The 12,549-nt window shown below is 65.4% G+C and carries 9 protein-coding genes; 2 read left to right on the top strand and 7 right to left on the bottom strand.

Features of this window, described 5'->3' with window-relative positions:
* Positions 1 to 84 precede the first annotated feature (84 nt).
* Positions 85 to 1,293, bottom strand: a complete 1,209-nt coding sequence (gene pcaF / locus KIP88_RS15755; RefSeq protein WP_214488849.1) for a 3-oxoadipyl-CoA thiolase — start codon at positions 1,291 to 1,293, stop codon at positions 85 to 87.
* Positions 1,294 to 1,523: 230 nt separating this feature from the next.
* On the opposite strand from pcaF, the gene mutS reads away from it, so the two are divergent.
* Entirely contained in the window at positions 1,524 to 4,259 is a 2,736-nt protein-coding gene (gene mutS, locus KIP88_RS15750) for a DNA mismatch repair protein MutS (protein ID WP_214489088.1), read from the top strand.
* Positions 4,260 to 4,314: 55 nt separating this feature from the next.
* Here the strand turns inward: mutS and KIP88_RS15745 are convergent, their stop codons facing one another.
* The 6 genes from KIP88_RS15745 to KIP88_RS15720 all read right to left on the bottom strand — a co-directional run bounded on the left by KIP88_RS15745 (position 4,315) and on the right by KIP88_RS15720 (position 9,413).
* Complete coding sequence (locus KIP88_RS15745; protein ID WP_214488848.1) at positions 4,315 to 5,022, bottom strand: hypothetical protein; 708 nt, start codon at positions 5,020 to 5,022, stop codon at positions 4,315 to 4,317.
* Between the two features lie 59 nt (positions 5,023 to 5,081).
* A complete protein-coding gene (locus KIP88_RS15740; RefSeq protein WP_214488847.1) occupies positions 5,082 to 5,891 on the bottom strand; it encodes a hypothetical protein in 810 nt (269 codons plus the stop codon).
* Between the two features lie 146 nt (positions 5,892 to 6,037).
* Entirely contained in the window at positions 6,038 to 6,547 is a 510-nt protein-coding gene (locus tag KIP88_RS15735; RefSeq protein ID WP_214488846.1) for an OsmC family protein, read from the bottom strand.
* A gap of 58 nt (positions 6,548 to 6,605) precedes the next feature.
* Positions 6,606 to 7,391: an ABC transporter ATP-binding protein gene (locus KIP88_RS15730; RefSeq protein ID WP_214488845.1), complete on the bottom strand. Its 786-nt coding sequence runs from the start codon at positions 7,389 to 7,391 to the stop codon at positions 6,606 to 6,608.
* A complete protein-coding gene (locus KIP88_RS15725) occupies positions 7,391 to 8,242 on the bottom strand; it encodes an ABC transporter permease (RefSeq protein ID WP_214488844.1) in 852 nt (283 codons plus the stop codon). The genes KIP88_RS15730 and KIP88_RS15725 overlap by 1 nt, the downstream gene beginning before the upstream one ends.
* A 196-nt stretch (positions 8,243 to 8,438) precedes the next feature.
* Entirely contained in the window at positions 8,439 to 9,413 is a 975-nt protein-coding gene (locus tag KIP88_RS15720) for an aliphatic sulfonate ABC transporter substrate-binding protein (RefSeq protein WP_214488843.1), read from the bottom strand.
* Between the two features lie 195 nt (positions 9,414 to 9,608).
* Here KIP88_RS15720 and KIP88_RS15715 point away from each other — a divergent pair, with 195 nt between their 5' ends.
* Positions 9,609 to 12,404 carry a [protein-PII] uridylyltransferase gene (locus tag KIP88_RS15715; protein WP_214488842.1) on the top strand — a complete coding sequence of 932 codons (2,796 nt, stop codon included), beginning with the start codon at positions 9,609 to 9,611 and terminating at the stop codon, positions 12,402 to 12,404.
* The last annotated feature ends 145 nt before the right edge of the window (positions 12,405 to 12,549 follow it).

Genomic DNA, 12,549 nt, shown 5'->3' with positions numbered 1-12,549 from the left:
TTGTCGCGAAGCCGCGCCGCCCGATCATTATATGACATAACTAATTTGGGGAAGCGCTGTTTTTTGCCCTCCCAAATAGTTGTTTCAGTTGATCTTTTCGATCGCGACCGCAACGCCTTGGCCGACGCCGACGCACATGGTTGCCAAGGCAAGCTTCCCGCCCCGCTTCTCCATGCCGTGTACCGCCGTCAACGCCAGCCGCGCGCCGCTCATGCCCAGCGGATGGCCGAGCGCGATCGCGCCGCCATGCGGGTTGACGAAGTCGGCGTCGTCCTTGACGCCCAGTTGCCGCAAACAGGCTATGCCCTGCGAGGCGAAGGCTTCATTGAGCTCGATCAAGTCGAAGTCAGAGATCTTGATGCCGAGCCGCTCCATCAGCTTCTTGGTCGCCGGCACCGGGCCGATGCCCATGATGCGCGGCGGCACCGCGGCCGAGGCTAACCCTAGGATGCGCGCCCGCGGCGTCAGCCCATGCTTCTTCACGGCGGCTTCCGACGCGAGGATCATCGCGGCCGCGCCGTCATTGACGCCGGACGCATTGCCCGCCGTCACCGTGCCGGGGTTGCGCACGATCGGCTTCAGCTTGGTGAGGCCCTCCAGCGTGGTCTCGGGGCGCGGATGCTCATCCTTGTCGACGATCACAGGCCCGGCCTTGCCGCCCGGCACCGACACGGGCGTGATTTCCTCGGCGAAATAACCGGCCGCAATCGCAGCGCCCGCGCGCTGCTGGGAGCGAATCGCCATCGCATCCTGGTCGGCGCGCGAGACCTGGAATTCCTCGGCGACGTTCTCGCCGGTTTCCGGCATCGCATCGACGCCGTACTGCGCCTTCATGAGCGGATTGATGAAGCGCCAGCCGATGGTGGTGTCGTAAATCTCGGCCGAGCGCGAAAACGCTTCCGGCGCCTTGCCCATCACAAACGGCGCGCGCGTCATCGATTCGACGCCGCCGGCAATCGCGAAATCGATTTCGCCTGATCGAATCGCCCGGCCCGCGGCGCCGACCGCATCGAGACCCGACGCGCAAAGCCGATTGAGGGTCTGGCCGGGAACCGATTCCGGGATGCCCGCGAGCAACAGTGCCATCCGCGCGACGTTGCGGTTGTCCTCGCCGGCCTGGTTGGCGCAGCCGAAAAACACCTCATCCACCTGCGACCAGTCGAGATTGGGATGCTTCGCCATCAGGGCCTTGATCGGGGTCGCGGCCAGATCGTCGGCGCGCACCTTGGCGAGCGAGCCGCCGAAACGGCCGATCGGGGTCCGGACGGCATCGCAAATGAATACATCACGCATAGAATCTCTCCCTGAATGCCGTGCTTTAGGCGTTGACCCGCTGGAACTGTTGGCGAGTTTTAGGAGCGTGCCCGCGGCAGGTCAATTGAGGCTTGCCACTCCTGTCGTGCTCCGGCGGGATGCCCGTCATGCGGGCGTGACCAATTATTCGGCGTGGGGCGTGGAAAACTCTGACAATGGGGGTAAGGGAATAGGACCGGGCGGAGAAATTTTGTAGCTTGCCGCCCGCAATGACGATCCAGCAATCCATCCCTGCCCCTGCACCTCCCGAGGCCGCGCCCGCCGCTGACGCAAATTCACGCGTCACGCCGATGATGGAACAGTACCTCGAGATCAAGGCCGCCCATCCCGGGCTCTTGCTGTTCTACCGGATGGGCGATTTCTACGAGCTGTTCTTCGAGGACGCCGAGATCGCCTCCAAAACGCTGGGCATCGTGCTGACCAAGCGCGGCAAGCACCAGGGCATGGACATCCCGATGTGCGGCGTGCCGGTGGAGCGCTCCGAGGACTATCTGCATCGGCTGATCAATGCCGGCCACCGCGTTGCCGTGTGCGAGCAGACCGAGAATCCCGCCGCGGCACGCGCCCGCGGCAACAAGAGCGTGGTGGCCCGCGGCGTGGTGCGGCTGGTGACGCCGGGCACGCTGACCGAAGACACGCTGCTGGACGCCCGCACCAATAACTATCTGCTGGCGATCGCCCGCGCCCGCGCCTCTGCCGGCGGGGATCGCATTGGCCTCGCCTGGATCGACATTTCGACGTCTGAGTTCATGGTGACGGAATGCTCGACCGCGGAACTCGCGGCGACGCTGGCGCGGATCAATCCGAATGAGGTGATCGTCACCGACGCGCTCTATGGCGATGCCGACCTCGGCCCGCTGCTGCGCGAACTGCCGTCGGTAACGCCGCTCACCCGCGACGTCTTCGACGGCGCCACCGCCGAGCGGCGGCTGTGCGACTATTTCGCGGTCGCGACCATGGATGGCCTCTCCGCGATGTCGCGGCTGGAAGCGACCGCGGCGGCCGCGGCCGTGACCTATATCGACCGCACGCAGGTCGGAAAACGTCTGCCACTGTCGCCGCCGTCGCGCGAGGCGGCGGGCACCACCATGGCGATTGACCCCGCCACCCGCGCCAATCTCGAATTGACCCGCACGCTGGCTGGCGAGCGGCGCGGATCGTTGCTCGACGCGATTGATTGCACGGTCACCGCCGCGGGATCGCGGCTATTGGCGCAACGCCTCGCCGCCCCGCTCACCGACAGCGCGGGAATCGCGCGGCGGCTGGACGCGATTGCCGCCTTTGTCGTCGACAGTGCGGCGCGTGACGATGTGAGGACCACGCTGCGCGCCGCACCCGACATGTCGCGCGCTTTGGCGCGGCTATCGGTCGGACGCGGTGGCCCGCGCGATCTTGCTGGCTTGCGCGACGGCATCCTTGCGGCAGATCAGGCGCTGGCGCGGCTCGCGCAACTCGAAGCGCCACCCTCTGAAATCGTTGCCGTGATGGAGGCGCTGCGTCGTCCCTCGCGCGACCTCGCCCACGAATTCGAACGCGCACTCGCCGAGCAACTGCCGCTGATCAAGCGCGACGGCGGCTTCATCCGCGAAGGCTATGAGCCCGCGCTCGACGAGAGCCGGAATCTGCGCGATGCCTCCCGCCTCGTCGTCGCCGCGATGCAGGCGCGCTATGCCGAGGACACCGGCATCAAGGCGCTCAAGATTCGTCACAACAATGTGCTGGGCTACTTCGTCGAGGTGACGGCGCAGCACGGCGACAAGCTGATGGCGCCGCCGTTGAACGCGACCTTCATCCATCGCCAGACGCTGGCAGGCCAGGTTCGCTTCACCACGTCCGAGCTCGGCGAGATCGAGGCCAAGATCGCCAACGCCGGCGACCGAGCGCTGAATCTTGAGCTGGAAATCTTCGAGCGGCTCTGCGCGATGGCGCTTGCGGCCAGCGACGATCTGCGCGCCGCCGCACATGCGTTCGCGCTGCTCGATGTCGCGACCGCGCTGGCGAAGCTCGCCGTCGACGACAATTACGTGCGGCCCGAGGTCGATGGCTCGCTCGGCTTCGCCGTCGAGGGCGGCCGTCATCCCGTCGTCGAACAGGCGCTGAAGCGCGACGGACATCCGTTCATCGCCAATGCCTGCGATCTCTCGCCGGGGCCCGCGCAGAAATCCGGCCAGATCTGGCTGATCACTGGCCCCAACATGGCGGGCAAATCGACCTTCCTCCGCCAGAACGCGCTGATCGCGCTGATGGCGCAGATCGGCTCCTATGTGCCGGCGTCGCGCGCGCGGATTGGCGTCGTCGATCGGCTGTTCAGCCGCGTCGGCGCGGCGGATGATCTTGCGCGGGGACGATCGACCTTCATGGTCGAGATGGTCGAGACCGCCGTCATCCTCAACCAGGCCAGCGAGCGCTCGCTGGTCATCCTGGACGAAATCGGCCGCGGCACCGCCACCTTCGACGGCCTGTCGATCGCCTGGGCCGCGATCGAGCATCTGCATGAAGCCAACCGCTGCCGCGCGCTGTTCGCCACCCATTATCACGAGCTGACCGCGCTTTCCGCCAAACTGCCGCGGATGTTCAACGCCACCGTGCGCGTCAAGGAGTGGCAGGGCGACGTCGTGTTCCTGCATGAGGTGCTGCCCGGTTCGGCGGACCGCTCCTACGGCATCCAGGTCGCCAAACTCGCAGGCCTTCCGCCGGCAGTGATCACGCGCGCCAAATCAGTGCTGGCGAAACTCGAAGCGCAAGACCGCGGCCAGACCGCCCGCGCGCTCGCCGACGACCTGCCGCTGTTCGCCGTCCCCTCCCGCGCCGCCGCGGAAGCCGCGCCGCCGAGCGAGGCGGAGCAAATGATGGAAGCCGTGAAGGCGCTGCATCCCGACGAGATGTCCCCGCGCGAGGCGCTGGAGGCGTTGTATGCGCTGAAGGCGAAATTGCCGAAGGGGTGACGAGCCGTAGCCCGGATTTCGCTTCGCTCCATCCGGGCTACGAAGCTAGCTCCTCTTAGCCGGCAAAGGGCTCGATCAATTTCAGCGTCGCCGCGAAGCGGATGCTGCGCTTGCCCACCAGCGCAGTCGCCTCGATCTCTGCACCTTCGGCACTACAGCGGCCCGAGAAGCCGATGCCGACCTCATGACCGCCGAACAGCGGATGCTCGTCCTTTGCCGGGGTGTGCTCCTGATTAACGAACTCGCCCTTCCAGCGGCCGTTCAAGGAGCTATAGGCGCCGAGATAATAGAAGAACGCGTCGCCGCCCAGGATGCGGCCGTCTTTCAGCAGCATCACGCCGGTTTGCCCACCGGTGATGCCGTCCAGCATCCGGATGTCGATCGAGTAAAGCCCGCTGACGATGCCGCCTTCGCCGACCGGCCCTGGCGGGGGGATGTCGTCATTGCCGAGCGGCGTCATGACCGCGCGGAACACCGAGCCGGCGTCTTCGACGACGGAGCCCGCGAAGTGCCAGACGTCGCCCTGCGGTTTGCCGCGTATGCTGATCGTAACGGCGTCGGCACTGACCAGATTCCTCCGGTGCGGCGAGGCGCTGTGGCGCCGCGTCCTCAGCCTTGCGATGATTTCGCCGTCTACATTTTCGTACGCGCCGAAGTGCGCGAATGCCGTATTGCCGCCGAGCATTCTTCCGGCATGCGCGTACAGCACGCTGCGGCCTGTGCCGCCGCTGATGTCGTATTCGACCTTGTACAATCCCTCCACCGCGCGCCCCGGTTCTGTCCAGTTGCCAACTTAGCGGGTCTCATCGCAGTCGGTAACCATCAAACTTGCGGCTTGGCGTGTGCGGCCTTCCTGCGCCCGAGCCACCACAGGGTCAGGTTCCAGCCGATACAGGTCGCCAGCGCCAGGCTCAGCCCGATCGCCGAGCCGAACAGCAATGCCGCGACGTGCAGCACCGCGATTGCGATGCCGAGGCCGATCAAGCCCCAGGCGCTGTTGGCGAGCACGGCCGCCGTCGGCGGGCCACCGATGCGGGGATGCAGGATCAGCATCATGGAGGTGAACACGATCGGGAACAGCGCGATGATGCCGCTGACCTTGGGGCCGACCCAGCTCGACGTCGTGACCACCGTCGCCACCAGCGTTGCGACCAGCGATGCCCGCAGCGGGATGTCGTACCAGCGGCGCCGGATCGGCGGCATTTTGGCGTGGCGATAGCGGGCGAGCAACGGGACGCAGATGGCGTAGGCGATGACATTGGCGATCAGCCCGCCGGCCAACGACCATTGCACCGAGCGGATGATCGTGGCGAGCACGAGCCACACGGCCACCGCCGTGAGGCAGCTGAGCAGCGCGCCACGGCGCTGCGCCAGCACGACATAGGTCAGCCCGAGAAAGATCGTCGCGGCGTTGATCGGCAGGCTTGCCAGCGCGCCCTCGGCGATGAAGGCGGCGTCATGATCGAGCGCGAGGAATACGTAGGACGGCCCGGCCGAGATCGGCAGCGTCGCGATCAGCGCCCCGATCACCGGGCCCGATCGTTCGGTGACGACGGATGCCGTCACCACAAACGCCGCGGTGATCGCCATGCGCAGGCCGAGCGTCAGGATGAAGGCGAGTTCGGGGGACATGCTCTATCCGTCGTCCCTGCGAACGCAGGGACCCATACGCCGCGGCTTCTCGATTACGGGAGGTGTAGGCTGATATTTCCTGCACCAACTGACGCCGGTGGTTATGGGTCCCTGCTTTCGCAGGGACGACACCGAGTTGATACGTCTCACACCCGCTTCATCGACACCGAAACTTTCGGGCCGTTCTTGATGGTCTGATAGACCACGCAATAGCGTTCGGTGAGTTTCAAGAGCAGGTCGAGCTTGTCCTGCGGCGCGTCGGTTCCAACCTCGAAGCGGAGGCGGATTTCTTCGAAACCGACCGGGGCTTCCTTGTCGACGCCGAGCGTGCCGCGAAAATCGAGGTCGCCTTCGGCAATGACGTTGCCGGTCTTCAGGGGAACATCGACGGCGGTGGCCACCGACTTCAGCGTCACGCCGGCGCAGGCGACCAGGGCTTCCAGCAGCATATCGCCGGAGCAGAGCTCGAGGCCGGAGCCGCCGGTGGCGGGGTGGAGGCCAGCTACCGCCAGCGCGCGGCCGGTCTCGACCTTGCAGGCGATGCCTTCATTGTCGATCGAGCCTTTGGCTTTCAGGGTGATGACGGCGGCGGAGGGATCGGACTTGTAGCGTTCCTTGATCGGGGCCTGCATCGCGCGAAGTTCGGCGGCGTCCATCTTCGTCTCCCGGTTGTTCTTTTTGCCACGCCGGATTTAGAGCGAAATTGCGCCGCTGTCACCACCACATCGCTTCGCCGGCCATCGTTTTTGGGTCGGCATCGGGCACATTGCGGTCGAGCGAGCGATCGAGCGAGGTCAGCACATGGCGCTTGAAATTCTCGAACAAGGGCGAGGTGCGGTCGCGCGGCCGCGCCAGATTGATCCTGATCGCCTCGAACAGCCGGCCCGGCCGCGGCCGCATCACCAGCACGCGATCCGCCAGCACCACCGCCTCGTCGACGTCGTGCGTCACCAGAACGAGGGTCGGCCGCGTGTCGTTCCAGAGATCGAGCAGATGATCCTGCAGGTCGCGCCGCGTGAAAGCATCCAGCGCGGAGAACGGCTCGTCGAGCAGCAGCACTTCCGGCTGCGGCACCAGTGCACGCGCAATCGCCACCCGCTGCGCCTGCCCGCCGGAAAGTTCGCGCGGCCAGGCTTTTGCCTTGTCGGCAAGGCCGACCCGCGCCAGCGCGCGTGCCACCTTCTCGCGCCGCGCAGCGGCCGGCAGATCCGTCAGGCCGAAGCCTATATTGTCGGCGACGCTGAGCCAGGGCAGCAATCGCGGCTCCTGGAAGATGATCCCGATCTTGGCATGCGGCGCCGTAATCGTGACGTCGTCCAGCGTCACCGTGCCCGTGCTGGCGCGGTCGAGGCCGGCGATGGCGCGGAGCAGCGTCGATTTTCCGCAGCCGGAGCCGCCGATGATGGCGACGATTTCGCCGGGCCTGATCTCGGCGGAAAAACGCTCCAGCGCGTGGACGCCGTTGGGATAGGTTTTGCCCACTCTATCCAGCGCGAGCATCAGGCGGCTCCGCTCTGGCGGCCGAACGCATCCTGCCAGCGCAGCAAGGGCGCACTGGCGAGTTCGATCAGCCAGTCGGTGGTCTTGCCGAGGATCGCAAAGATCACGATCGCCGCCACGATCTGCGCCGGCTTGCCGAGCTGCTGACCGTCGATCAGGAGATAGCCGAGCCCTTCGGACGCGCCCATGAATTCGGCCGCGACGACGAACATCCAGCCCAGGCCAAGTCCGACCCGCAGCGCAACGACGTAGGCCGGCAGCACCGCGGGCAGCAGGATGCGGCGGATCATCGCCGGACCCGAGAGGCGGAAGATGCGGCCGACCTCGACGATCTTGCGGTCAACGGAGAGGATCGCGCCCATCACGCCGAGATAGACCGGGAAGAACACGCCAACTGCGATCAGCGCGACCTTCGAGGTTTCGAAGATGCCGAGCCACAGGATAAACAGCGGCACCCAGGCGATCGACGGAATCGCGCGCAGCGCCTGCACGGTCGGATCGAGCAACTGCCGCGCCAGGCCCCAATAGCCGGAGATGGCGCCGAGGATGGTTCCGGCGACGACGCCGAGCCCGAAGCCGGCGGCAACGCGCGTCACCGTGGCGGTGATATGGCGCGACAGCTCGCCGCTCTTTGCCAGTTCCATCACGGTGGCGAAGATCTTGGTTGGCGGTGGCACCAGCCGGCCGTTGGAATAGCCGAGCCAGACCCAGACTTCCCAGAACAATGCGAGCCCGACCGGCAGCAACAGCCCGAGCGCCGGCCGCGCATAGCGGCGCAGCCGCGCGGGCGACGCAGGCGGCGTTATCGCATCGGTCCGTTCCAGCGCGGGAAGTTCAACGGTCATGGCCATAGCAAGAACGCTTCTCACGCCGGATTGCAAGGTGGGGGTTAAGCCGCGCCTCTATCCATTCGTCGTCCCCGCGAACGCGGGGACCCATAACCACCGGCTTTGGTAATGAAGGAAGGTGATAGCCATCGAGAACCACAACAACGGCCGCGGCGTATGGGTCCCTGCTTTCGCAGGGACGACGCCGATACACCCTTTCCTAATTCGTCGGCAGTGGGACCTGGTCGTCGATCAGCGCATCCAGCGTCGCCTTGACGTCGACCTTGGCGTCGACGACGCCGGCCTGCTGCAGCGCAAGGCCGGCGGCGAGGATGGATTCGCGCTGCGGAGCGCCGATGCGGCTGTGGGTCAGCTCGGTGCGCTCCTTGAGCTGCTTGTCGACCACCGCCTCCGGCAGCTTGGTCACGCCGATGAACGTCTTCTTCAGGTCGTCGTAATTGGCCAGCGAATATTTGCGCGCTTCCTCGTAAACCGCGAGCACGCGGCGAACGGCGTCGGGATGATCCTTCAGGAACTGCTCGCGCACATTGAGGATGCCCCAGGTGTTGGCGTCCGCCTTGCGGAAGAACAGCTTTGCGCCCTCCTCGACTTCGGCCTGCGCCATCATCGGGTCGAGACCGGCCCAGGCATCGACATCGCCGCGGATCAGCGCGGTCTTGCCGTCGGCGTGCTGCAGCAGCACCGGCGTGATGTCCTTTTCCGTAAGCCCCGCACCGAGCAGCGCACGCACCAGGAAGATGTGCGGGTCGGTGCCGCGGGTCACCGCGACGCGCTTGCCCTTGAGATCGGCGACGGAGGCGATCTTGGAATCCTTAGCTGTCACCAGCGCGGTCCATTCGGGACGCGAATAGACGTAGATCGACTTGATCGGGTTGCCGTTGATCCTGGCGATCAGCGCCGCCGAGCCCGCGGTCGAGCCGAAATCGATCGAGCCGGCGTTGAGGAATTCGAGCGCCTTGTTGGAACCGGCCGACTGCACCCAGACGACGCTGATACCGTCCTTGGCGAATTCCTTCTCCAGCAATCCCTTCTGCTTGAGGATCATCGACACGGGATTGTAGGTCGCCCAGTCGATACGAATCTCCTTGAGCGCATCGGCGGCAGACGCCGCGCCGGGCAGCAAGGTCGAAAGCGCGATGGCCGCAGCCACTGCGCGCCGTGAAATCCTGAGCATGGTCGCCCTCCCTGAGGTCCTGAAAAACATCATTGTTTTTCAATAAGTTAGATTGCGACGCAACGAGAAAATACATACCGTCAATGCTACGGAGTCAGCACAGCATTGCCCAAGCGGTTCGGAATTCAGCATAGAATTGCCCTCACCTTACAATCGCCCGTGACAGCCTCTGCGCCGTCCGATATCGGGGAGATCATGGATAGCGTCGTGACTGAGGCCCCCTCGGGGGAGGATGAACGTTTCGACACCGCGCGGATCACCGCGGCGGTCGATGCCTTGGCCGAAAAACATGCCGGCCGCGAGGACGTGTTTCGCTCGGCGCTGGCGCAATTGCTCAAGGCCGAGATGATCGCGGCGCGCGCCACAGCGCAGGCGATACTCTTGAAGGACCGCCACGGCCGCCGCTGCGCGGAGCGGCTCTGCTTCATGCAGGACGAAATCATCCGCATCCTCTACTCCGCCGCCACGCGACACCTCTATCGCTCGCATGTGCCCTCCGGCGCCGAGCGCATGGCTGTGGTCGCCACCGGCGGTTACGGCCGCGGCCTGATGGCGCCGGAATCCGATATCGATCTCTTGTTCATCCTGCCCTACAAGCAGACCGCCTGGGGCGAACAGGTCGCCGAAGCCATTCTCTATTGCCTGTGGGACATGGGATTGAAGGTCGGCCACGCCACGCGCTCGGTCGACGAATGCATCCGCCAGGCGCGCGGCGACATGACGATCCGCACCGCGATCCTGGAGACGCGGTTCTTGACCGGCGACCAGCCGCTCTATGACGAACTGGTCGCGCGGTTCGACAAGGACGTCGTGCAGGGTACGGCGTCCGAATTCGTCACCGCCAAGCTCGCCGAGCGCGAAGAACGCCACCGCCGCGCCGGGCAATCGCGCTATCTGGTCGAGCCCAACGTCAAGGACGGCAAGGGCGGCTTGCGCGACCTGCACACGCTGTTCTGGATCGCCAAATACGTCTACCGCGTGCGCGAGACCGACGAGCTGGTCGAGCGCGGCGTGTTCGACGCGCAGGAGTACCGCACCTTCCGCCGCTGCGCCGACTTCCTGTGGTCGGTGCGCTGCAACCTGCATTTCGTTTCCGGCCGCGCCGAGGAACGATTGTCGTTCGACATGCAGCGCGAGATCGCGGTGAGGCTCGGCTACACCTCGCATCCCGGCATGCAGGATGTCGAACGCTTCATGAGGCACTACTTCCTGGTCGCCAAGGACGTCGGCGACCTCACCGCGATCCTGTGCGCCAAGCTGGAAGACGAGCAGGCCAAGCCCGCGCCGGTCTTGAGCCGCATGGTGGCGCGGCTGCGGCCGGGCACCAAGCGGCGGCGGGTGCCCGACAGCGACGACTTCATCATCGACAACAACCGCATCAATCTCGCAGCACCCGACGTCTTCAAGCACGACCCGGTCAACCTGATCCGGATCTTCCAGCTGGCGCAGAAGAACAACCTTGCCTTCCACCCCGACGCGATGCGCACGGTGACGCGCTCGCTGAAACTGGTGAACGCCCAGCTTCGCGAAAATCCGGAAGCCAACCGGCTGTTCATGGAGATCCTGACATCCGACAACGCCGAGATCGTGCTGCGGCGCATGAACGAGACCGGCGTGCTCGGTCACTTCATCCGCGCCTTCGGCAAGATCGTGTCGATGATGCAGTTCAACATGTACCATCACTACACGGTGGACGAGCATTTGATCCGCTGCATCGGCCACCTGCAGGAGATCGAGCGCGGCGGCAATGACGAGTTCACGGTCGCGAGCGACCTGTTCCGCAAGATCCAGCCCGAGCATCGCGCGGTGATCTACATCACCACGCTGCTGCACGACGTCGCCAAGGGCCGCCCCGAGGATCATTCGATCGCGGGCGCCAGGGTGGCGCGGCGGCTGTGCCCGCGGCTCGGCTTCAACACCGCCGATACCGAGCTGGTGGCATGGCTGATCGAAGAGCACCTCACAATGTCCACGGTGGCGCAGTCGCGCGACCTCTCCGACCGCAAGACGATCGAGAATTTCGCGGCCGTCGTGCAATCCGTCGAGCAGATGAAGCTTTTGACCATCCTGACCACCGCCGACATCAGGGGTGTCGGCCCCGGCGTGTGGAACGGCTGGAAGGCGCAGTTGCTGCGCACGCTGTATTACGAAACCGAGCCGGTGCTGACCGGCGGCTTCTCGGAAGTGAACCGCGCGCAGCGCATCGCGGTGGCGCAGTCCGAATTCCGCGCCGCGTTCAACGAGTGGCCGGAAGCTGAGCTCAACGCCTATATCGGGCGGCACTATCCCGCCTACTGGCTCAAGGTCGACCTGCAGCGAAAAATCCGCCAGGCGCGTTTCATCCGCGCCAGCGAGCAGGCCGGGCACCAGCTATCGATCAATGTCGGCTTCGACGAGGCGCGCGGCGTCACCGAACTGACGATCCTGGCGACCGACCATCCGTGGCTGCTGTCGATCATTGCAGGCGCCTGCGCGTCTGCCGGCGCCAACATCGTCGACGCGCAGATCTACACGACCACCGACGGGCGCGCGCTCGATACCATCGCGATATCAAGGGAATACGACCGCGACGAGGACGAGGGACGGCGCGCCACCCGCATCGGCGAGATGATCGAGCAGGTGCTGGAAGGCAAGCTGCGGCTACCCGAAGTGGTGGCCCGCAAGGCGGCCAACCGCGGCAAGGTGCGCGCTTTCGTGGTCGAGCCGGAGGTCACCATCAACAACCAGTGGTCGGACCGTTACACCGTGATCGAGGTTTCCGGCCTCGACCGCCCCGGCCTGCTGTATCAACTGACGACCGCGATCTCGAAACTCAACCTCAACATCGCCTCCGCCCATGTCGCGACCTTCGGCGAACGCGCCCGCGACGTATTCTACGTGACGGATTTGCTCGGCGCCCAGATCACCGCGCCGACCCGGCAGGCCGCGATCAAGAGCGCACTGATTCACCTGCTCTCCAGCGAAGACAACGTCGCACAGCCGGCGGCGTGATGAGCCGTCCTCACCCGACGGCTCCACCGTCATTGCGAGCTACCGGGTCGCGCAAATGCGCGCCCGATGACAGGCTCCGCGAAGCAATCCATAACGCCGCAAGTGGAAAGATGGATTGCTTCGCGGAGCTCGCAATTGTGCATGT

Source organism: Bradyrhizobium sp. SRL28, assembly GCF_018596315.1.
GTDB lineage: Bacteria > Pseudomonadota > Alphaproteobacteria > Rhizobiales > Xanthobacteraceae > Bradyrhizobium.
Note: the sequence above shows the minus strand (reverse complement) of the source record. Positions and strands in the feature narration are given on the sequence as shown.